The organism is Leucobacter allii (genome assembly GCF_022919155.1).
GTDB lineage: Bacteria > Actinomycetota > Actinomycetes > Actinomycetales > Microbacteriaceae > Leucobacter > Leucobacter allii.
This window is the reverse complement of sequence record NZ_CP095045.1, coordinates 131,194-152,324: the sequence shown is the minus strand read 5'-3', so window position 1 is coordinate 152,324 and position 21,131 is coordinate 131,194. Positions and strand designations below refer to the sequence as shown.

Here is a 21,131-nt window from a genome sequence, read left to right as displayed (position 1 = left end):
GGGGCACCGCATCCGCGGGCCTGAGCCGAATCTAATCGCGTCTTGTTTACGTGTCAACAAGAAGATGAATAAACTTGATGAACACCAATCATCCGCGCCGCCGCGGCAGTTCTGAGCCCGAGCGCCCCGCACGGCGTCTGGCATACTCGACGGACGCGGATGCGCGGCGACGGAGCATCGAGGGGAGCGTCATGGTCACGCGGAGGAAACCGGCGGCAGCACGGCAGGGCGTGCCCGCGGGAGCGATCACGGAGCCGCTGGAGCGCACCCTCGACCACGAGAGCTTCACCCCGAGGCTGATGGCGCTGCTCACCCACGCGCTCGTCTGGCGCGAGTCCTACGAGCTCCGCAAGCAGTTCGGCATGGGCACGAACGAGTGGCGGGTGCTCTCCTCGCTCGCCGTCCATCCCGGGCTCACCTCGGGGGACGTCGCGGCCTTCCTGGACCTCAACAAGGCCATGGTCTCCCGCAGCACCAACGTGCTGCTGGCCGAGGGGCTCATCGTGCTCGGCGAGGGGCCGCGGGGGTCGCGACCCATCTATCTCACCGAGGCGGGCGCCCGGATGCACGACCGGATGCTCCCGATCTCGGTGCAGGGCCAGAGCATCATCCTCGAGGACATCCCCCCGGAGGACGTGGAGCAGCTCAACAGCGTGCTGCGCGAGATGCTCAAGAAGACGCGGGAGCTCCACCGCGTGGAGGTCGCCGCCGAACGCGAGAGCTGACACGGCAGGGGCCGTGCCGGGCTCAGAGCTCGAGCCGCAGGCGCTTCCCCCGGCACCGGGACACGCAGATCATCATGACCTCCGACTCCTCGCGCTCGCGCGCGTTCAGCACCGCGTCGCGATGATCAGGCTCGCCGGCGAGCACGAAGGTCTCGCAGGTGCCGCAGGTCCCGCCCCGGCAGGAGGAGGGCGCGGGGACGCCGAGCTCCACGACCCGATCGAGGATCGACTCGCCCGGGTGCACCGTGATCGTCGTGCCCGTGAGCGCGAGCTCCACCTCGAAGGGGTGATCGGCTTCGGACACGATCTCGGCATCGTTGACGAAGCGCTCCACGACGGCCGGCACGCCTGCCGCCTCGGCCGCGGTTTCCACCGCGTCCAGCAGTCGTCCCGGCCCGCAGGCGTAGACCCGACCGGGCGCCGCCGCGGCGACGATCTCGGGCACGGCCATCCGCTCTCCCTCCGAGGAGGCGTACACCCGCACGCGTTCGCCGTACCGCGCCAGGTCGCGGCCGAAGGCCATCGAGGCCGGCTCGCGCCCCGCGTAGTGGAGCGTCCACTCGGCGCCCGCCGCCTCGGCCGCCTCGAGCATCGGCAGGATCGGGGTGATCCCGATCCCGCCGGCGATGAACGTCGCCCGTTCCTCGGCCGCGTAGGCGAAGAGGTTGCGCGGCTCCGAGACCCGCACGAGCTGCCCCTGGCGCACCGCGTCGTGGAGGTGCCGGCTGCCGCCCTCGCCCTCCGGCTCCCGCAGCACCGCGATGCGGTACGCCCCGCGATCCGACGGCGAGCCGCACAGCGAGTACTGGCGGACGAGCGCGGGGGCGCCGGGGCGCTCGATGTGCACGTCGATATGCGCCCCGGGAAGCCATTCGGGCAGCTCCCCGCCCTGCGGATCCGTGAGCACGAGGCCCGCGATCCCCTCGGCCTCGTCGGTCCGCGACCGCACCTGCAGCGTGAGCATCAGGATCGCTCCGCCGCCGTCGCGAGATGCGACCGGTAGTCCGTGCGCTTCGCCCGCTGGATGAGTTCGTAGACCTCGGTGCGCTTCGCCGCGAACTCCGGGAGCGCCCGGGTGCTGAGCTGGTCGCGCTCCTCCGGGAGGTCGATCTCGACCTCCTGCAGCACGAAGGTGGGCGCGTGCGAGAGCACGAGCACGCGCTGGGCCAGGTATACGGACTCGTCGATGTCGTGCGTGACGAAGAGCACCGTCACCCCGAGCTGCTTCCAGAGCCGGCGCACCAGGTCCTCGAGCTCGGCACGGGTCTGCGCGTCGACGGCGGCGAACGGCTCGTCCATGACGAGGATGTGCGGCTCGAAGGCGATGGCTCGGGCGATCGCGACGCGCTGCTGCATGCCCCCGGAGAGCTGCCAGGGGTACTTCTTCCCGGCGCCCGCGAGCCCCACGGCCTCGAGCGCCTCGGCGACGAGCTCGCGGCGGCGCGACGCCGGGAGGCGCTTGGCCCGCAGCGGCAGCTCGACGTTGTCCTGCACGGTGAACCACGGGTAGAGGCTGCGTCCGTACTCCTGGAGCACGACGGCCATGCCCTCAGGCGGACCGGTCACCGGCGCGCCCTCGAGCAGCACCCGGCCCTCGCTCGGCGGCAGCAGGCCGGCGACGCACCGCAGGAAGGTCGTCTTGCCGGCGCCCGAGGGGCCCACGATGCACACGAGCTCGTTCCGCGCGATCGAGAAGTCGAGCCGGCCGATCGCCTCGACGGCGGACTCCCCCGTGCCGTAGACCTTCCGCAGGCCGTCGACGCGCAGCATCGCGGCATCCCCGTCCGGCGTGTTCGTCTGGGTCATGATCATTTCTCCTGTCTCTGCATGCCGACGTACCACCGCAGCACGCGCCGTTCGACGAACCGGAAGAGCAGATTCGCCGTGATGCCGATGATCCCGAGCAGCACGATCCCGGCCCACATCTCGCGGAACTGGAAGAGCCGCTGGAACTGGATGATGTTGAAGCCGATCCCGTTGGTCGAGGCGAACATCTCGCTGATCACCATCATGATGATGCCGATGGAGAGCGCCTGCCTCGCCCCGACGAAGACCCGGGGCGACGCCGCCGGGATCACCACGGAGACGAGTCGCCGCAGGCCCCCGAGCCGATACGTCCGCGCCGTGTCGAGCTGGGTGAGGTCGACCGAGCGCACCCCCTCGATGGTGTTGATGAGCACCGGCCAGACGCAGCCGAAGGCGATCACCGTGATCTGCATGCCCGCGCCGATGCCGGTGAAGAGCATCACGATCGGCACGAGCACCGGCGGCGGGATGGCGCGGAAGAGCTCGAAGACGGGCTCCGTGAAGAGTCGCAGCCGGCGTGACGAGCCGACGAGCAGTCCGAGCGCCGTGCCGATCGCCACCGCGGCGATGAAGCCGACGAGGAGGCGGCCGAGGCTCGGCAGCACGTCGCTCGACAGTCGGCCCTCGAGCCAGGTGGGTCCGAAGGCCCCGAGGATCGCGGGCGGGGACGGCCAGTAGATGTTCCGAGTGATCTCCGCCGCGAGGGTCCAGAGCGCCACGAGCACGACCGGCACGGCCAGCGCGGTGACGGCCCAGCGCAGGGCCCTCATCGTGCCGCCTCCGCTCGCACCGAGGCGTGCCAGAACATCGCGCGCCGTTCGAGCGCGCGCGTGCCCACGTTGATGATCACGCCGAGCAGCGCCGCCACGAGCACGAGCGCGTACATCGTCCCGATCGCCGCGGACGACTGCGCGAGCGCGATGAGCTTGCCGAGCCCGGGCGTCGCGATGACGAGCTCGCCCGTGATCTCGAGGATCAGGGCGACGGAGGCCGCGAGCCGCACGCCCACGATGAGGTACGGCGTCATGCTCGGCCAGATGACCCGCGCGACGGTGCGCACGAGACCCAGGCGGTAGCTGCGCGCGGTCTCGAGCGCCACGCGATCCACGTCGCGCACGCCGTAGATCACCTGGAGCAGCACGGGCCAGAAGCTGCCGAACACCACGAGCAGGAGCGTCGCCTGCATCGTCGTGCCGAAGAGCAGCGCCGCGATCGGCACGAGCGCCACGGACGGAATGGGGCGGAGGAACTCCACGGTCGAGGCGAGCATGCGATCGAGGATCGGCACGCTCGCGATCAGCACGCCGAGCAGGGAGCCCGCGACGACCGCGATCCCGAGGCCGATGAGCCAGCCGGTCACCGTGGAGCCGAGGGCCGACCAGAACTCGGGGCGCCGCAGCTGGTCGCCCAGGGACGCGAGGATCTCGGTGAGCGGCGGGAAGTAGGCGGGGTTGACGAGTCCGCTGCCCGGGATCGCCTGCAGCGCGATCGCGAGGGCCGCGAGCCCCGCCGCACCCCAGAGCAGTGCCTCGCGGCGGCCGCGGAACGCCTGCCGGACGCTCGTGGCGCTCATGCGCCGCCCCCGAGGTGGGCGGCGAGCGCCTCGAGCTGGATCGCGACGGCCACGGCGCCCGGATCGGGGACCCCGACGGCGCGCTCCCCCAGATAGCTGCTGCGGCCGAGGCTCGGCGTCAGCGCGGCGGTCGCCTCGGCGCCTGCGCGGGCCGCGGCGGCCGCGGCGGCGAGGCGCTCGCGCGGACCGGCGGCGGCCGCCAGGGCGGCGACGCCGGGGACGAGCGCGTCCACCATGGTGCTGTCGCCGGGCGCCGCTCCGCCGACGCGGCGCACCCGCGCGACGCCGTGCGCGGCGGCCTCGGCCCACTCCTGCGGCCCCGGATGCGGGACTCCGCGCAGGGACTCCGCCAGGCCGAGGACGAGCGTGCTGTAGAGCGGGCCCGAGGTGCCGCCGATCTCCCGGCGGAGCACCTCGGAGAGCGCGCGCAGGTACGCGGCCGGATCCGGAAGCCCGGCGAGGCGTTCGCCCGCGGCGCGCACCGCGGCGGCGCCCCGCGCGAGGTTGATCCCGAGATCGCCGTCCCCGACGCGGCGGTCGAGCGCGCTGAGCTCCGGCTCCGCATCGCCGAGGGCCTGCGCGAGCGCGGCGACCGCGGCGTGCAGCAGCACCACCTCGGACGCGGAGGCGGTGCCGACGGCCGCAGCGACCGGATCTGCGGGAGCGGGCAGCTCCGTCACCCGCTCGGGGTCGAGGAGCGGGGTCGTGCGGGGGAAGGCCGCGACCGACGTCTCCTCCGCGAGCAGCTCGAGCAGCTCGGCATCGACGGCTGCGACCGTGAGCGACGCCCCCGGCATCTCGAGCGAGGTGAGAAACGCACCGGCCCAGCTCATCCGCGCGCGCAGTCCGCGGCGCGTGAGCCCCGCGAGCACGGCGCCCTGCAAGATCCGCAGTTCGAGATCCGGGGTGCCGCCGAGTCCGTTCACCAGCGCCACGACCTCGGTGCCTGGCGCGAAGCCGCGGGCGCTGCAGACCGTGTCGAGGAGCCGTTCGGCGATCGCGGCGGCCGGGACGATCCCGCTGCGCTCGGCCCCGGCCTCGCCGTGGATGCCGAGGCCCCACTCGACCTCATCCGCGCCCAGCGCGAAGTTCGCCTCGGCGCCCGGCACCGAGCACGGGCCGAGCGCGACCCCCATGGTCGCGGCGCCGGCGAGCAGGCGCCGCACGACCGCCGCGATCTCCTCCAGGGAGCCGCCGCGCTCCGCGGACGCCCCGGCGACCTTGTGCGCGAGGACGGTGGCGGTGAGCCCGCGCGCGCCGACGCGAGACCCCTCGCCGAGCGCCGCGTCGTCGGCGACGAGCACCGTCTCCACGCGGATGCCCTCGGCGCGGGCGAGCTCGGCGGCGAGGCCGAAGTTCAGGCGGTCCCCCGTGTAGTTCTTGACGACGAGCAGGACCCCCGCGTCAGTCGCCACGGCGCGGACGGCGGCCAGCACGGCGTCGACCGACGGCGAGGTGAACACGGGTCCGAGCACGGCGGCGTCGAGCATCCCGGCGCCCACGTAACCGGCGTGCGCGGGCTCGTGGCCCGAGCCGCCGCCCGCGACGATCGCGACGCGATCCCGCGGCTTCCGGGTCTCCGGGGAGCGGACGACCACCGGCCACCCGGCGAGCCGTGCGAGGTGCGCCGATCCCGCGACGAGTCCGGCGATGTAGTCCTCGATGACCCGATCCGGGTCGCCGATGATCTTCTTCACGGTGCGCTACTCCCCCGCGATGAATCCGGCGGCCCGCTCGGTCGCCCCGTCGGGATCGTCGAGCGACTCCGCAGCGGCGGCGAGGTCCGCGATGAGCTGCAGATCGCCCTCCGTCAGTCCCCAGGTGAAGTCGGTGAGGATCATCCCGTCGACGAGTGCGGGATCGATCTCCGTGAAGTTGCCGAGCTCGGCGCGCACCGCGTCCGGATGCTCCTGGGCGTAGTCGAAGGACTGCTCGAGCGCGGTGTTGAAGCGCTCGATGAGCTCCCGATCCGACTCGGCCTTCTCCTCGGTGGTGAAGTAGAGCGCGGTGACGAAGTCGGGGTCGGCCTCGGCGTAGGTGCTCGTGACGAGGCGATCCCCTGCGCCCTGCAGCACGCCGAGGAACGGCTCGGCGGTCGAGGCCGCGTCGATCTGACCGATCTCGAGCGCCGCGCCCATGTCGGGCAGCGCCATCTCGACGAAGTCGACCTGCGCCGGGTCTCCGCCGTCCTTGCGGATCGCCTCCCAGAGGGCGACCTCGTGCAGACCGCGGAGGGCGTTCACGGCCACGGTGCGCCCTTCGAGATCGGCGGCGCTCTGAATCTCGCTGTCCGCCGGGACGAGGACGCCCCCGTGGTCCTCGCCGACCACGCCCGTGCTGCGGCCGCCGACCGCGGTCGCCACGAGCGGCAGCCCCTGGCCGACGGCCTGCAGCAGGTTCACGGAGCCGCCGTAGAGCAGGTCGTACTGCCCGTTGATGAGCGCGGGGATCATGGCGGCGCTGCCCTGGCCGAACTCGATCTCGAGCTCGATGCCCTGCTCGGCGAAGAAGCCCTCGTTCTCGCCCACGTAGAGCGCGGCGACGTCGACGACGGGGACGGCGCCGACCTTCACGGTCTGCAGTTCCCCCTCCGCCGGTTCGGGGGCGTCGCTCGCCGCCGGGCTGCATCCGGTGAGCGCGAGGGCGACCGCGGCCGCTCCGATCAGCGCCATTGCTGCTCGTTTCATGGTGTTTCTCCTGTGTGTCGGGTGTTCGGGTCTCGGTCCGCTCAGCGCAGCGTCGCCCGCATGGGCAGCCGCTCGTAGCCTCTGAGCCAGTTGGAGTGGAAGCGCACGGGTTCGCCCGCGGGCTCGATCGTGTCGACGAGCTCGGCGACGGCGGTGAGGAAGCAGGTGGCCTCCATGCGCGCCATCATCTGGCCGACGCAGCCGTGGATGCCGGTGCCGAAGGCGAGGTGGCCGGCGGTGTCGCGCTCGAGGTCGAAGCGCTCGGGGGCGTCCCATCGCCTCGGATCGCGGTTCGCGGCCGCGAGGTTCATGATGACCTTCTCGCCCCGACGCACGGTGGAGCCGCCGATCTCGACGTCCCGGGCCGCGGTGCGGCCGATGTACGGGCTCGGAGCGTTCCAGCGCAGCGCCTCCTCGAAGGTCTTCCGCGCGAGGCTCGGATCCCCGCGCAGCGCGGCCCATGCCCGCGGGTGCTCGGCGAGGGCGCGCAGCGCGAACTGGAGCCCGAAGATGGTCGTGTCGATGCCGGCGGAGAGGAACGTCCGCACGAGCATGCCCGCATCCTCCTCGCTGATCTCGCCGTCGTCGACGTAGCCGTAGATCGTGTGGCCGAGCCCGCCGGGGGTGAGCGCCTCCCGGCGCATCTGCCAGCCGACGAAGGCGGCGGCGTCCTCGGCCTCCTCGGCGGCGCGGCGGTAGAGCTCGTTGCGCGGTCCCATGGCCTGGAAGTTGAGATTGGCGTACGGCAGCAGATGCTCCCGGCCCTCGGGGCTGAAGCCGACGGCGTCGGGCAGCACCTGGAGCGGGTAGGAGCGCGCCAGCTCGGCGGCGTCGAACTCGCCCGAGCCGAGCCCCGCGGCGACGATCTCGTATGCCCGGCGCTGGAAGTCCTCGGTGAGACGGCGCACGACCCGCTGGCTCAGCACGGAGGTCATGATGCGGCGGTACTTCGTGTGGGTCGGAGGATCCTGCTCGAGGATCACACTCGGCTTGCGCCAGTTCTCGGCGGTCTTCGTGTTCGTGATCCCCGTGCCCGCGGAGGATTCGAAGGCCTCGTAGTCGCGGAAGACGCGCTCCACCGTGTCGTAGCGGCCGGTGAACCAGATGCCGTAGTCCGGCAGCCACACCATCTCGGCCGTCTCCCGCAGCCGCGCGTCGAAGGCGTGCGGGTCATCCATCGTCTCCGGCGAGAAGGGGTCGAGCCCGATCGTCTCGGCGGATGCGTGCGAGGTCGGTTCACTCATCTGGACTCCATCGTTCAGCGGCTCGGCGGCGAATGGATTTGAGTTTATATACCAACCAATTTGATGTCAAACTAGTTTCACGAGCGGCATAGACTGACCGCAGACCGATCCCGAGGAGAGGAGCCGCGGATGGGCGAGATGACCGAGGCCGCACCGGAGATCAGGCAGCTCGCCGCGCGCCGGGGGCTCGTCGTGGAGCGGCTCCCCGACACGATCGATCGCGACAGCTACACCCCGGCACTGCTCGGGCTGCTCAACAACATCCTGCTCTGGGGCGGCTCGCGGGTCTTCCACCGCCGGCACGGCATCGGCACCAACGAGTGGCGCATCGTGAGCGCGCTCGGCAACTGGCCGGGAGCGACCGCCAAGGAGCTGTGCGAGCTGCTCGGCATCAACAAGTCCGTGGCCTCGAAGAGCGTGAAGCTCCTCCTCGAACGGGAGGACATCGCGCAGCTGGACGGACCTCGGGGATCCCGGCACCTGTACCTCACCGCGCAGGGCGCGCGGGTGCACGACGACTGCATGCCGATCGCCCTCGACCGCCAGCGGATCCTTCTCGAGTCCCTGAGTCCCGAGGAGGTCGGCACGCTGAACGCGCTGCTCGTGCGCATGCTCGACTCGAGCGCGTCGATGCAGGCCTACGAGCGCGACATCGTCTCGGACGCCTCCTGATCCGGTTCCCCGCCCGTCCTCCCCGGTTTCCCGCGCCAGCCTGCCCCCGCCCGCTCCGTTCCTGACCCTCCGCCAGCTCCGCCAGCTCCGCCCCCGCTCCCTCCGCCTCTGCCTGCCCGCCTGCCTCGCCCTTCCGGCCCCGCAGCCTCCACCCCCGCTCCCTCCGCCTCTGCCTGCCCGCCTGCCTCGCCCTTCCGGCCCCGCAGCCTCCACCCCCGCAATCCGGGTCGTTCCGGCAGGGTTCGGGAGAGAGTCACCCTGCCGGAACGACCCGAACCGGGGGCAGGGATGGGTGAGGGAAGGGAAGAACGGGGCCGAGCGGAGCGGAGCGGGACGGAGCGAAGCGAGGCAGGACGGAGCGAAGCAGGCTGAAGCGGAGTGCGGATAGCAGGGGACGCGAAGGAGGATCGCGGTCGGCGCCGCGATCCTGATCCTCGATCCTCGGCCCGTCTCCCGCCCGCCCCCGCATCGGCCTATCGGCCTCGCAGCCCTCACCCGCGTCCGCACCCCGCACCCCTGTTCTTCCCCGCCCCGCCCTCCCCACCCCCCGAGCACAACGATCCGGGTCGCTCCGGCAGGGTGCGCGGGCCGCGCACCCTGCCGGAGCGACCCGGATCGAGGGGGCCTCGGGGATAGAGGGAGAGGAGGGAGGGAGGGAGGAGGGAGAACGGGGTCAGGAGGCGCGGTAGTTCTCGCGGGCGAAGCGCGAGTACGGCGCCGGCGCGACCGTGGCCCGCACCCGCAGCTGCCGGTGCCGCTCCACGGCGGGCTTCGCGGTGTTCGGCTCCTCGCCCCAGACGACCTCCACCTCGGTTCCGGGTTCCGCGTGGGCGGGATCGAGGCTCGCGAGGGAGAGGAGCGCCTGCTCGTTCACGCTGTACCCGACGTCGTGCGAGAGCCCGATGGTCTCCTCCCCCACGAGCACGCGATCGACCTGGTGCTGGCCGTAGCGGGCCTTCGGGAACTCGAGGAACTTCGCCGGAGTGCCCGCCTCGTACGCCGAGCGCTGGATCGCGGCGACGTCCTCGGGCTCCCACACGAGGGAGACCTTCACCCGCTCCGGCTCGCCCGCCGCCGCCCGCCGCTCGAGTGCCTCCCTGCCGATGAACTCGTGGTCGAACTTCACCGTGCGGCCGTATCCGAGCTCGTATGGAGTGAGGTAGTAGTCCTCGATGCGCTCGGCGTCGAAGGAGCCGGCGAGCGATCCCAGGCGCGCTGCGGGCAGCCACTCGAGGTACGCCGCGCTGCCCTCGCCCGTGTAGATCGCGGGGAGCGGGGACGGCACCCACGCGGACTCGAGGTTCGCCGAGGAGTAGGCGCGGGAGCCGACCAGCGTCAGCCCGAACGCCTCGCCCGCATCGACGAGGGCGGCGCGCACCCGCTCGCCGTCGGCCCACGGGCCGAACAGCTCGAAGCCGGGCATGCCGGCCATGCCGTGCCGCAGCGAGCGCACGGTGACGCCGGCGATCTCAAAGGTCTCCATGCCGAAGAAGCGCGTCTCGGGCACGGGACGGCCGGTGACGGTCTCGAGCAGCGCGAGCGCGTTCGGCCCCTGGAGCTCGTAGCGGTAGAGCGTCGGGTCGCCGCCGCCCGCCGCCGCCCGGGCGATCGAGTTCGGGTCGCGCTCGAAGCGCACGTCGTAGCCGCCGGTCTCGCCGTGGTACTGCACCCAGTCGAGCACCATGTGCCAGCCGACGAGGTCGTAGACGTCGTCGTCCGCCCCGGCCTCGCCCTCCAGATGGAAGAGAATCGCGTCGCCGATGAGGTACCCCTCGTGATTCACCGCGATGAACTGCTTGGCCGCATTCGCCGGGAACTTCGCGAAGCTGTTCACGCCGGTGTCGCTGAGCAGGCGGGCCGCGTCCGCCCCGCGGATGAAGAGATCGCTCATGTGATGCGACTGATCGAGCAGCGCGACCGACTCGCGCCAGGATCGCTGCTCCGAGATCCAGTTCGTGAACTCCGGCCGCACGGGGAACTGCGTCGGCAGCGCCTGGGCGTTGCGGAGGTAGGCGACCGGCCCGCCGGCGGCGGCGATGGCCGCGGCGGCGTTCTGGGCTGCGGGGGTGGGCGTCATGCTGAGCTCCTTCGATCAGGTCCGGGCCTCCAGCGTAGGGTCGCCGCACGCTGTTCACGGCGTTCTCGCTTCATCATCTCTGAATGCCGATAAAGTTCTGCTACATGGACCTCAACCTCATCCGCGTCTTCGTCGCGGTCCACGAGACGCGGAGCATCACGCTCGCCGCGACCCGGCTGTACGTCACGCCGCCGGCCGTGAGCCAGTCGCTCGCCAAGCTGCGCGGCGCACTCGACGACCGGCTGTTCGAGCGGGTGGGCCGCCGCATGCACCCCACCCCTGTGGCCGACGAACTGTATCCGGAGTTCCGCGACGCCCTGCTGCGGATCGAGCGCGCCGTCGACGGGCTCGGCGGCTTCGATCCCGGGGCGTCCGAGCGCAGCGTCCGCATCGCCCTCTCGGAGCTCGGGGAGATCGGTTGGCTCCCCGGGATCCTCCGCGCCGTGCGCGCCCGCGCACCGCGCATGAGCCTCGAGGTGGTGCCGCTCGACCCCGCCGAGCTGCCCGACTGGCTCTCGCGCGGCGTCGTCGACCTCGCGGTGACGCCGGCCGAGCTCCCCGCCGGTTTCGAGAGCACGCTCATCAAGACGCAGGGCTACGGCGTCGCGATGTCAGCGCAGAACCCGCTCGCCGAGGGCGAGCTCACCCTCGAGCGCTACGTCGCGGCGGCGCACGTCAAGGTCGCGGGGGATTCCGGGATCGGGCATCTCGAGGCCGCGCTCCGGCACGCGGGGGCGCAGCTCGTCCCCCGCGTCGTCGCCAGCCGCGTCGCCGCGCTGCCGGCGGCGCTGGCCGCCGATCCCGAGCTCATCGCGACGGTCCCCGACACCATCGCGGAGGGGTGGGCGGCCACCTGGCCGCTCGCGATCCGCCCGCTCCCCTTCGACATGCGCCCCCTCGCGGTCCGCCTCTACCGCAGGCGCACGGCGCAGCACCCTGCGGCGCTCGACTGGCTCTTCGATACGGTGGCGCGGGCGATCCGGGGCTCCTCGGGGCAGTTCGAGGTCATCCACGGCCGCGCATGAACGAACTCCACGGCCGCGCATGAACGGACTCCACGGCCGCGCATGAACGGCCCTCTTCGGGCGCGCGAATGCCACCGCCCCGGGCGCGCGGGCGGCACCGCCGGCGCACGAGCCCGCCGCGGATGCGCCTGCGTCGCGGCGCGCACCCGCGGCGGCGTCAGGCCCGGCGCGTGGACTGGTCGCGGATCATGCGCGCGATGGTGGAGCGCAGATGGACGAACGCCTCCTCCTCCCGGGTCGCCACCTGATCGCGCGGGCCCGGGAGGTCGACCTCGAGCGTGTCGACGACTGTCGACGGCGACTTGGAGAGCACGAGCACCCGATCGGCGAGGTAGACGCTCTCGTCGATGTCGTGCGTGACGAAGAGGATGGTCATCCCGAAGCGCCGACGGACGTCGAGCATGAGATCCTCGAGCTCCGCGCGGGTCTGGGCGTCCACCGAGGCGAACGGCTCGTCCATGAGCAGGATGCTCGGCCGGTACGCGAGCGCGCGGGCGATCGCCACGCGCTGCTGCATGCCGCCCGAGAGCTGCCAGGGATACTTGTCCGCGGCGCCCGTGAGCCCCACCGCCTCCAGCACCTCGGCGATGCGCTCCTGCCGCGCCTCCGGCCCGACCGTCCTCCGGTCGAGCACGAAGGCGATGTTGCTGGCGACGGTGCGCCAGGGGAAGAGCGACCGGCTGTAGTCCTGGAAGACCAGTGCGAGGTCGCGCGGCACGCCGTCGACGGGTTCGCCCGCCAGCAGCACGCGGCCGCGCGACGGGCGCATGAGGCCGGAGAGGCAGCGCAGCATCGTCGTCTTGCCGCACCCGGAGGGGCCGACGATGGAGACGAACGCGCCCTCGGGGACCGTGAAGTCGAGCCTCCCGATCGCCTCGTGGCGGTGCTTGCCCTCGTAGACGTGCCCGAGGCCCTCGATGGTGAGCAGATCCTTCGTGGTCGTCGCGCTCATTGCACTCCCTCCCGTGATCCCTGGTGCCATCTCGTCACGCGCGTCTCCACCAGGGAGAGGATCGCGGTGAGCACGTAGCCGATGATCCCGAGCACGAGGATCCCCGCCCACATGTCGAGCATCTGGAAGCTGCGCTGCGCGATGACGACGTTGTAGCCGATGCCCGAGGTCGAGGACATCTCGGCGATGACCATGACGATGAGCGCCACCGCGAGGCTCACCCGGAGCCCCGCGAAGATCTTCGGCGAGGCGCTCGGCAGGACGATGCCGAAGAAGATCTTCCCCCGCGGGAACGCGAACACCCGTGAGGTGTCCAGGTGCAGCGGTTCGACGGATCGGACGCCGTCGATGGTGTTGAGCAGCACGGGCCAGACGACCGCGAACGCGATGAGGGAGATCTTCATCCCATCGCCGATCCCGAGCAGGATGAAGAAGATCGGCAGCAGCGCCGGCGGCGGGATCGCGCGGGCGAAGTGCATGATCGGCTCGACATAGTCGCCGAAGGTGCGGCTGCGGCCGATCGCGACGCCGAGCAGGATGCCGAGGGCGACGCCGAGGCCCCAGCCCCCGAACAGCCGGCCGAGACTCGGCAGCAGATCGGTGCCGAAGCGCTCGGTGAGGAAGAGCGCGGACGGCGGCCCGGAGAACCACAGGTCCACGAAGCGCCCGATCACCTTCGAGATCGGCGGGAAGAACGGCGAGCCGATGAGCCGCGCCGCCACCTCCCAGACCACGCCGAGCGCGACGAGTGCGCCCCAGCGGATGACGAAGGCGCGCAGGCCCTTCCAGCCGTTCCTGCGGCGTCGCGGCACGGCGATCCATGAGGTGTCGACGGCGGTCATCGCGCCTCACCTCCCGTCCCGCGCAGCGCGGGCTGCCAGGAGAGGAACCGCCGCTCGGCGAGGGCGAGCACCCCGTTGATGGCGAGGCCGAGCAGGCCGGCGATGATCGCCCCCGCGAACACCAGATCCGAGCGGTTGCCGGTGGAGCTCACCTGGATGAGCCAGTAGCCGAGGCCCGTGCTCGATCCGCCGAAGAACTCCGCACTCACCGCGACGATCAGCGCGACGGAGGCCGAGATGCGGACGCCGGTGAAGATGAAGGGCGCCGCGCTGGGCAGCGACACCGACCACAGCGTGGCGAGCCTCCCCCGGCCGAAGCTGCGGGCCGTGAGCTTCGCGATCGGGTCGACGTCGTGCATGCCGTAGATGGTGTTGAACAGGATCGGCCAGGCCGCGGAGAAGACGATCAGTCCGACCTTCATCTCGATGTCCTTGCCGAGCAGCAGCATCGCCACCGGGATGAGGGCCACCGAGGGGATGGGGCGCACGAACTCGATGATCGCGCGGCTCGCCGAGTACGCGCCGCGGGACGAGCCGAGCAGCACGCCGAGCGCGATCGCCACGGCGCTGCAGATCACCATCCCGACCGCCCAGGCCTGCAGGGTGGCCAGCACCTCGACGAGGAAGGACGGGGTCACCAGCAGTTCGAGCACCCGCAGCAGGACCACGGAGGTGGGCGGGAAGTAGAACGCATCGACGATTCCCGACCGGGACACGACCTCGGCGACGATGAACAGCGCCAGGATGCCGATCGCGCCGCGAAGGACCCGCGCCCTGCGGCCCGTCCCCAAGGATCACTCCTTCCAGGCGATCGGCTCGAGATCGTCGATCGGCGCCTCGAGCAGGCCGTAGTCGACCATGAGGTCCATCATCTTCTCGGCGCCCGCGAGGTTGGGGGCGCCGTCCACGACGAAACTCGGCTGCGTGATGCTCTCCGCGAGTTCCGGCGTGAGCGTCGTGAACTCCGGCAGGATGTCGATGACGACCTGCGGGTCGTCGACCGCGAGCTCCGTCGCCCGATCCATCGCCCGCACGAACGCGGCGACGACCTCGGGGTGCTCCTCGGCGTACGAGGTGGAGACGTTCCAGTTGATCAGCGGGAGCTCGCTCTGCAGCTCGTTGCAGGTGGAGGGGTAGAAGAGGGGCTCGAGCCCCTGCGACTCGCCGATCGTGATGAACGGCTCCGGGACGAAGCCGGCGGCGATGCGGCCCTGGTCCACGGCCGCGGCCGCGTCGGGGAAGGCGACCTCCACGAGCTCGTAGTCCCCCGGCTCGAGGCCCTCGGAGGCGAGGCAGTCGCGGATCTGCACCTCGGTCGCCGACTGCAGCGTATTGATGGAGATGGTCTCCCCGCGGAGATCCTCGACCGATTGGATCGGGCCGTCGGCCTGGACGATGAGCCCGTTGATGCCCTCCTTCTGCGAGTCGGTCCCCTCGCGCACGACCTGGATCTCCAGCCCCTGCGCCACGGCGGAGAGGGTGTTCGCCCAGGTGGCCGCGCTGAAGTCGATCTCCCCCGACACCAGCTGCGTCACGCCGACCGCGCCGCCGGCGATGATCTCGATCTCGACGTCGAGCCCCTCCTCTTCGAAGAAGCCCTGATCCTGGGCGATGTAGAGCGGCGCGTAGTCGCCCGCGGGCAGGGTGCCCACGGTGACGGGCGTCGGGTTCTCGGGGTCGAGCGCCTGCCCCTCGCCCGATTCGCCGGCGGAGCCGGAGCATCCGACCGCGAGCGCGGCCACGACCGAGACCGCGGCGACGGCCGCGATCCGCTTACGAAGAAACGTCATTGTTCTCTTCACTCTCCTCATCGAGATGTTGCTGCGGCCGAGAGGCGCAGCCACCGGGTCCAGCATCATCAGTTTAACTGAAACTCCCAGGGATGCAAGGGGTACCGGCATCCGCGTCTCAGCGCACGAACGCGCTCAGCCCCGTCACCGCGCGTCCGACGAGGAGCGTGTTGATCTCGCGCGTCCCCTCGTAGGTGTAGACCGCCTCGGCGTCGGTGAAGAAGCGCGCCACGTCGTGGTCGGCGACGAGGCCGTTGCCGCCGACCACCTCGCGGGCCAGGGCGACCGTCTCCCGCAGCCGATCCGCGATCCAGACCTTCGCGAGCGATGAGTCCGCCTCGCTCCCCTCCCCCGTCTGCCGCCGCTCCGCGAGCCGGACGGCGAGCGCGAGCGAGGCGGTGACGTTGCCGAGCATCCGCACGAGCTTCTCCTGCACGAGCTGGAACCCCGCGATGGGTCGGCCGAACTGCCGGCGCTCCAGCGCGTAGCGCAGCGCCGCCTCGTAGGCGCCGGCCTGGGCCCCGGCCCCGATCCACGCGACGTCGGCGCGGAGCGGCTGGAAGAGCTCGGCCACGTCGGCGAAGGAGCGCACGCGCTGCAGCCGGTGGCTCTCCGGAACCCGGACGCCCTCGAGCGCGATGTCGGAGTTCGTGACGAGCCTGAGCGCGATCTTCCGCTCGATGGTGGTGCGCGTGAGGCCGGGCGCATCCGTGCGCGCGAGGAAGGCCTTCACCTCGCCGTCGGCGACGTCCCGCGCGAAGATCGCGACGAACGCGGAGTGCGCGGCGTTGCCGACCCAGCGCTTGCGGCCGTCGAGGATCCAGTCGTCCCCGTCGCGGCGCGCCGTCGTCTCCAGGCCCCGCGCGACGTCGGATCCGTGATCCGGCTCCGTCAGCCCGAAGGCTCCGGTCATCTCGAAGTCGAGGATCGCGGCGTCCCACGCCGCGGCCTGCTCGGGCGATCCGCCGCGGAGCACCAGCTCTCGGAACATCGCGACCTGCCCGTGGAAGAGCATGCCGATGCCGATGTCGACGCGCGAGAACTCGAACACGCGGAAGCCGGCGAAGAGCTCCCGGGTGCGGCCGTCCGGGCCGAGCAGCGCGGGGTCGTCCACGAGCCGCAGGTCGCGGAGGGCCGGGAGCAGCTCCACGGGCGACTCCGCCCGCTCCCAGTACTCGGCGATCACCGGGCGCGCCCGTGCCTCCAGCACGGCGCGCAGCGCGCGGAGCTTCGCGCGCTCGGCGGGCTCGAGGAGGCCGGCGAAGCCGTAGAGCCCGTCGTCCTCGTGCGGCGCGGTCACGCCAGCCCCAGCACGCGGGCGGCGTTGTCGCGCAGCACCTTCGCGCGCACCGGCTCCGGGAACCCGAGCGCGTCGAAGTCCCGCAGCCAGCGATCCGGCGTGAGCGCCGGGTAGTCGGAGCCGAAGAGCATCTTGTCCTGCAGGATCGTGCGGGCCTGCCGCACGAGCGCCGGCGAGAAGTACTTCGGCGACCAGCCCGAGAGGTCGATGTAGACGTTCGCCTTGTGCGCCGCCATCGAGAGCGCCGCGTCCTGCCAGGGCACCGAGGGGTGCGCGAGGATGACGGTGAGCCCCGGATGCTCGGCCGCGACGTCGTCGAGGAGCATCGGATCCGAGTAGCGCAGCTTCAGGCCGTAGCCGCCCGGCAGCCCCGCGCCGACCCCGGTCTGGCCGGTGTGCACCACGATCGGGACGCCGAGGCGCTCGATCTCCGCCCACAGCGGGCGGAACTCCTCGGCGCTCGGGTCGAAGCCCTGCACGGTGGGATGGAACTTGAACCCGCGGACGCCGCTCTCCTCGACGAGCCGGCGGGCGAGCGAGAGCGCCTCGGCGCCCGTGCGCGGGTCGACGCTGCCGAACGGGATCAGCGCATCCGGGTGCCGCGCCGCCCCGTCCGCGATCTCGCGGCTCGAGTTCGGGGGCGTGCCGAGGGCCGTGCGCGCGTCCACGGTGAACACGACGGCGGCCATCTCGCGCTCGCGGTAGTAGTCGGCGAGCTCGTCGACGGAGAGCGCCTGCGGGCCGTGGCCGAAGTACGCGTCCATGGCGTCGAGCAGGGCGTCAGGCAGCGCCCGCCGGCCCGTCGAGTCGAACTGCACGTGCACGTGGGTGTCGATCGCGCGGATCGCCGGGAGCTCGATGCGCGGCGCGTAGCGCGTCACAGCGCCACCCCCTCGGTCTCGGCCCGCCGCCGGATCCGCGCGAGGTCGATCTTCCCGCTGCCGCTGCGCTCGAGATCCCGGGTGACGAGCACGCGCCGCGGCTTCTTGTAGCCGGCGATCTCCTCCCCGACGCGGGCCACGAGCTCCGGCACCGGGAAGCGCTCCGGGTCGTCGACCGCGATGGCCGCGGCGACGACCTCGCCCCAGCGCGGGTCGGGTTGTCCGAACACGACCGCATCGTTGACCCCGGGGTACCGCATGATCGCCTCCTCGACCTCCGACGGGTAGACCTTCTCGCCGCCGGTGTTCACGACGGCCGCGCCGCGGCCCAGCAGCTCGATGCAGCCCTCCTCCTCGACGCGCACGAGGTCTCCGGGGATGATGTGCCGCTTCCCGCGGATCTCCACGAAGTTCTCGGCCGTCTTCTCGGGGGCGCCGTAGTAGCCCTTCGGCATCCCGCCCGTGAACGCGATCCGGCCCACGGCGCCGGGGATCCCCTGCACCTCCGCGTCGCGGTCGTCGAGGACCACGGTCCCCGGAGTGAGGCGGAAGCGCGCGGGCAGCTCCGCGACCGACCGCGTGATCCCGAGCGCGACCGCGCCGCCCTCGGTCGACGCGAGCAGATCGGTGATCACGAGCCGGGGCGCGAGCGCGTGCAGGCGCGCCTTGGTCGCATCGCTGAAGCGCATCCCCGAGGAGAGCACGGAGGCGAGTTCCGGCAGCGCCTCGACGCCGAGCGACTCGGCCGCTTCGAGGAGCGGCAGGGCGATCGCGTCCCCCGCCACGGCGACGCGCGTCACGCCGGCGTCGATGATGGTGCGCACCGCCCGCTCCGCATCGAAACGGGCGGTCGGCAGCACGACGACCGTGCCGCCGAGCAGCAGCGCGTTGATGACCGTCGTGAGGGCCGTTCCGTGCATGTAGGGCGAGAGCGCCAGCGCGACGATCCCCGGCGCCTCGCCCCCCGTGGCGGCGGCCACGGCCTCCTCGGGGGTCTCGGGCACCGGGAGGCCCGCGGTGAGATAGGCGTTGTAGGCCTGCATGGCGAGCATCTGCCGCACGCCCCACATCGCGGCCTTGGGCGCCCCGGTCGTGCCGCCGGTGTAGATGAAGAACTCGCCGTCGTGCGGATCCGCGTACGGCAGCGGCGCGCGCTCCGCGTACGCCGCGAAGTCGAGGGCGTCGGGCAGCAGGGGCGCCTCGGTGTCGCGCAGCTGCAGGAGCGCGATCGGTCGGCCGAGCAGTGCGACGGCCTCCGCGACCACCGGGGAGAGGCTCGAGGCGAAGACGACGGCGGCGCAGTCGGAGTCGTCCAGGAGCTCGGCGACCTCCCGTGCGCGGTACCGGAAGTTCAGCGCGACCGGGACGATGCCGACCCGGATCGCGCCGGCGAAGGCGAGCAGCCACTCGGGCCGGTTGTGGCTGAGGATCGCCACCTTGTCGCCGCGTCGGAGGCCGAGCTCCCCGAGCAGCGCGGCGACGCGCGCGCAGGCCTCGTCGAACTCCGCGCGGCTGAGCGTCGACTCGCCGACCGTCACGACGGCCGGCCGGTCGGGCTCGGCGAGCGCGATGCGATGCCAGATGTCGGCGTAGTGCCCCTCCATCGCCATCACCCCAGCGGCTGCTTCGGGCCGGAGCGCTGCGCGTGCGCCGAGAGCTCCCGCTCCCAGGCCTCGCCGATGCCCGCGGCGTCCCACCCGCCGTCGCGCAGCGCGACGGCGGCCTCGTCCGGGTGCGCGTAGAGCGTGAGCCGGTCGCCGCCGATGCCGATCGCCTGCCCGGTGACGCCGTCCGCCGCGGCAGAGGCCAGCCACACGATGAGCGGCGCGACGTCCTCGGGCGAGCCGAGGGCGTGATCGCGGCGGTACTCCGCCGGCACGGGCTCGCCCGCCGTGTATCGCTCGTAGAGCTCCGCGTAAGCCGGGATCGTGGCGGTCATGGGGCTGAGCGCCGTCGGGATGACGGCGTTCGCCGTGATCCGATCGCGGGCGAGCTCGAGCGACCACGTGCGAGCCATCGCGACGAGTCCGGCCTTCACCGCCGAGTAGTTGCTCTGCCCGAAGCTGCCGAACTGCCCGGCGGGCGAGCCGATGAGGATGATGCGCCCGCCCTCGCCCTGGGCGCGCATGGCCGCGGCGGCGGCCCGGCCGCAGGTGAAGCTGCCGCGCAGGTGCGTGGCCACGACCGCATCGAAATCGTCGTCCCCCATCTTCCAGAGCACGCGATCGCGCAGCACACCGGCGTTCGCGACCAGCACGTCGAGTCGCCCGAAGTGCGCGAGCGCCGCGGAGACCAGGGCGTCGGCGGTCTCGCTGGGCCCCACGGGCGCGACGACTGCGGTCGCGCGTCCGCCGGCGCGCTCGATCTCGGCCACGGTGTCCGCCGCCGACGCCGCGTCGACGTCGTTGACGACCACCGCCGCGCCCGCCGCGGCGAGCGCGAGCGCGTAGGCGCGGCCGAGGCTCCGGCCCGCGCCGGTGACGATCGCGGACGCGCCTGCGAGCTCCCCGCCGCTCATCGGAGGTACCTCAGCAGCATCTCGGCGACGCAGACCGGTTTCTCGCCGCCCTCGCGCTCCCACGTCACCGTCGTCGCGATCTGGTACCCGCCGGCCACCTCGTCGACGGCATCGACGACGCCCGAGACGCGGATGCGGGAGCCGACGGGGACGGGGGCGGGGAAGCGGAGCCGGTTCAGCCCGTAGTTGATGCCCATCGAGGCACCCGTCACCTCGAAGACCTCGGCCATGAGCGGCACGACCAGCGAATGCGTGAGCAGGCCGTGGGCGATCGTGCCGCCGAAGGGCGTCGCCGCGGCGGCCTCGGGATCGACGTGGATGGGATTGCGATCGCCCGTCACCCGGGCGAAGTCGTCGACGTCCTGCTGCCTCACCTCCAGCCAGGAGGAGGGCCCGTAGGCGCGTCCGGTATATGCGGGCAGGTCCTCGATGGGGATCGACAGCGCGATCGCTTCGGGCATCTTCGCCTCCAGTGCTGGTCGTTCTGGACTCGGCCTCACTGCCGAGTAGATTCAGTTTAACTGAAACTAAACTCGGCCACCACCCCGTGCTCGATTACTGTGGGCGGAAGGAAGACTCGGAGGATCACGTGGAACAGTCCGGCAGCTTCGTCTATCTCATCAAGCAGCTCGAGATGGGTCTGCGCCCGCGATTCATCGAGGCGTGCGCCGAGGGCGGCATGACGTACGGCCAGTACACCGCGCTCACGGTGCTCAGGCATCGCCCCGGCATCACGAGCTCGGAACTCGCACGGCGCTCCTTCGTGCGCGCGCAGAGCATGGCTGCGACCGTCGATCCCCTCCTGGAGGCGGGGCTCGTGCGCCGCGAGCAGGATCCCGCGCACGCCAGGCGGATGCTGCTCTTCCTCACCCCCGAGGGCGAGCGCACGATCGACCGCCTGTCCCCCTCGGTGGATCGCCTCGAGGAGCAGCTGCTCGGCGACCTCGACGAGTCGGAGCGGCAGCTGTTCGCGAGCCTGCTGCGCCGCTGCCGGCACGCGCTCGACGGCGGCGAGCCGCGGCGGGCGTCGGCGGCCTGA

The 21,131-nt window shown here is 72.0% G+C and carries 21 protein-coding genes; 4 read left to right on the top strand and 17 right to left on the bottom strand.

The window, feature by feature from the left end; all coding sequences use genetic code 11:
* Window positions 1-77: 77 nt before the first annotated feature.
* Complete coding sequence (locus MUN78_RS00655; RefSeq protein ID WP_244692426.1) at window positions 78-725, top strand: MarR family winged helix-turn-helix transcriptional regulator; 648 nt, start codon at window positions 78-80, stop codon at window positions 723-725.
* A 22-nt stretch (window positions 726-747) separates the two neighbouring features.
* Here MUN78_RS00655 and MUN78_RS00650 read toward each other — a convergent pair whose 3' ends face one another.
* From MUN78_RS00650 to MUN78_RS00620, 7 genes are read right to left on the bottom strand one after another with little or no spacing between them, the layout of a single operon-like run.
* Entirely contained in the window at window positions 748-1,689 is a 942-nt protein-coding gene (locus tag MUN78_RS00650; RefSeq protein ID WP_244728117.1) for a PDR/VanB family oxidoreductase, read from the bottom strand.
* Window positions 1,689-2,531, bottom strand: a complete 843-nt coding sequence (locus MUN78_RS00645; RefSeq protein ID WP_244692424.1) for an ABC transporter ATP-binding protein — start codon at window positions 2,529-2,531, stop codon at window positions 1,689-1,691. The genes MUN78_RS00650 and MUN78_RS00645 overlap by 1 nt, the downstream gene beginning before the upstream one ends.
* Before the next feature lie 2 nt (window positions 2,532-2,533).
* Window positions 2,534-3,301, bottom strand: coding sequence for an ABC transporter permease (locus tag MUN78_RS00640; RefSeq protein ID WP_244692423.1), 768 nt, complete (start codon window positions 3,299-3,301; stop codon window positions 2,534-2,536).
* Window positions 3,298-4,104, bottom strand: a complete 807-nt coding sequence (locus MUN78_RS00635) for an ABC transporter permease (protein WP_244692422.1) — start codon at window positions 4,102-4,104, stop codon at window positions 3,298-3,300. The genes MUN78_RS00640 and MUN78_RS00635 overlap by 4 nt, the downstream gene beginning before the upstream one ends.
* A complete protein-coding gene (locus tag MUN78_RS00630; RefSeq protein ID WP_244728115.1) occupies window positions 4,101-5,801 on the bottom strand; it encodes a dihydroxyacetone kinase family protein in 1,701 nt (566 codons plus the stop codon). The genes MUN78_RS00635 and MUN78_RS00630 overlap by 4 nt, the downstream gene beginning before the upstream one ends.
* A 6-nt stretch (window positions 5,802-5,807) precedes the next feature.
* The gene (locus MUN78_RS00625) at window positions 5,808-6,791 is read right to left on the bottom strand and encodes an ABC transporter substrate-binding protein (protein ID WP_244728113.1); all 984 of its coding nucleotides are present in this window, start codon (window positions 6,789-6,791) and stop codon (window positions 5,808-5,810) included.
* A 41-nt stretch (window positions 6,792-6,832) separates the two neighbouring features.
* A complete protein-coding gene (locus tag MUN78_RS00620) occupies window positions 6,833-8,035 on the bottom strand; it encodes a cytochrome P450 (protein ID WP_244728111.1) in 1,203 nt (400 codons plus the stop codon).
* Window positions 8,036-8,164: 129 nt separating this feature from the next.
* On the opposite strand from MUN78_RS00620, the gene MUN78_RS00615 reads away from it, so the two are divergent.
* Window positions 8,165-8,707 carry a MarR family winged helix-turn-helix transcriptional regulator gene (locus MUN78_RS00615; RefSeq protein ID WP_244728109.1) on the top strand — a complete coding sequence of 181 codons (543 nt, stop codon included), beginning with the start codon at window positions 8,165-8,167 and terminating at the stop codon, window positions 8,705-8,707.
* 673 nt (window positions 8,708-9,380) lie between these two features.
* Here MUN78_RS00615 and MUN78_RS00610 read toward each other — a convergent pair.
* The gene (locus tag MUN78_RS00610) at window positions 9,381-10,784 is read right to left on the bottom strand and encodes an aminomethyl transferase family protein (RefSeq protein ID WP_244728108.1); all 1,404 of its coding nucleotides are present in this window, start codon (window positions 10,782-10,784) and stop codon (window positions 9,381-9,383) included.
* 104 nt (window positions 10,785-10,888) lie between these two features.
* On the opposite strand from MUN78_RS00610, the gene MUN78_RS00605 reads away from it, so the two are divergent.
* Entirely contained in the window at window positions 10,889-11,809 is a 921-nt protein-coding gene (locus tag MUN78_RS00605; RefSeq protein WP_244692416.1) for a LysR family transcriptional regulator, read from the top strand.
* 157 nt (window positions 11,810-11,966) lie between these two features.
* Here MUN78_RS00605 and MUN78_RS00600 read toward each other — a convergent pair whose 3' ends face one another.
* The 9 genes from MUN78_RS00600 to MUN78_RS00560 form a co-directional block, all read right to left on the bottom strand.
* A complete protein-coding gene (locus MUN78_RS00600) occupies window positions 11,967-12,761 on the bottom strand; it encodes an ABC transporter ATP-binding protein (RefSeq protein ID WP_244728106.1) in 795 nt (264 codons plus the stop codon).
* On the bottom strand, window positions 12,758-13,603 hold the full coding sequence (locus MUN78_RS00595; protein ID WP_244692414.1) for an ABC transporter permease: 846 nt from the start codon (window positions 13,601-13,603) through the stop codon (window positions 12,758-12,760). Before MUN78_RS00595 ends, MUN78_RS00600 begins: the two co-directional genes overlap by 4 nt.
* Window positions 13,600-14,394, bottom strand: coding sequence for an ABC transporter permease (locus tag MUN78_RS00590; RefSeq protein ID WP_244692413.1), 795 nt, complete (start codon window positions 14,392-14,394; stop codon window positions 13,600-13,602). Before MUN78_RS00590 ends, MUN78_RS00595 begins: the two co-directional genes overlap by 4 nt.
* Window positions 14,395-14,397: 3 nt before the next feature.
* Window positions 14,398-15,393, bottom strand: a complete 996-nt coding sequence (locus tag MUN78_RS00585) for an ABC transporter substrate-binding protein (RefSeq protein WP_244692412.1) — start codon at window positions 15,391-15,393, stop codon at window positions 14,398-14,400.
* Window positions 15,394-15,511: 118 nt separating this feature from the next.
* The gene (locus MUN78_RS00580) at window positions 15,512-16,693 is read right to left on the bottom strand and encodes an acyl-CoA dehydrogenase family protein (RefSeq protein ID WP_244728104.1); all 1,182 of its coding nucleotides are present in this window, start codon (window positions 16,691-16,693) and stop codon (window positions 15,512-15,514) included.
* Window positions 16,690-17,574, bottom strand: a complete 885-nt coding sequence (locus tag MUN78_RS00575) for an amidohydrolase family protein (RefSeq protein ID WP_283248407.1) — start codon at window positions 17,572-17,574, stop codon at window positions 16,690-16,692. Before MUN78_RS00575 ends, MUN78_RS00580 begins: the two co-directional genes overlap by 4 nt.
* Window positions 17,571-19,184 carry an AMP-binding protein gene (locus MUN78_RS00570; RefSeq protein ID WP_244728102.1) on the bottom strand — a complete coding sequence of 538 codons (1,614 nt, stop codon included), beginning with the start codon at window positions 19,182-19,184 and terminating at the stop codon, window positions 17,571-17,573. Before MUN78_RS00570 ends, MUN78_RS00575 begins: the two co-directional genes overlap by 4 nt.
* Window positions 19,184-20,092, bottom strand: coding sequence for an SDR family NAD(P)-dependent oxidoreductase (locus tag MUN78_RS00565; protein ID WP_244728100.1), 909 nt, complete (start codon window positions 20,090-20,092; stop codon window positions 19,184-19,186). Before MUN78_RS00565 ends, MUN78_RS00570 begins: the two co-directional genes overlap by 1 nt.
* A complete protein-coding gene (locus tag MUN78_RS00560; RefSeq protein WP_244728098.1) occupies window positions 20,089-20,553 on the bottom strand; it encodes a MaoC family dehydratase in 465 nt (154 codons plus the stop codon). Before MUN78_RS00560 ends, MUN78_RS00565 begins: the two co-directional genes overlap by 4 nt.
* A gap of 128 nt (window positions 20,554-20,681) precedes the next feature.
* Here MUN78_RS00560 and MUN78_RS00555 point away from each other — a divergent pair, with 128 nt between their 5' ends.
* Window positions 20,682-21,131: a MarR family winged helix-turn-helix transcriptional regulator gene (locus MUN78_RS00555; protein ID WP_244692406.1), complete on the top strand. Its 450-nt coding sequence runs from the start codon at window positions 20,682-20,684 to the stop codon at window positions 21,129-21,131.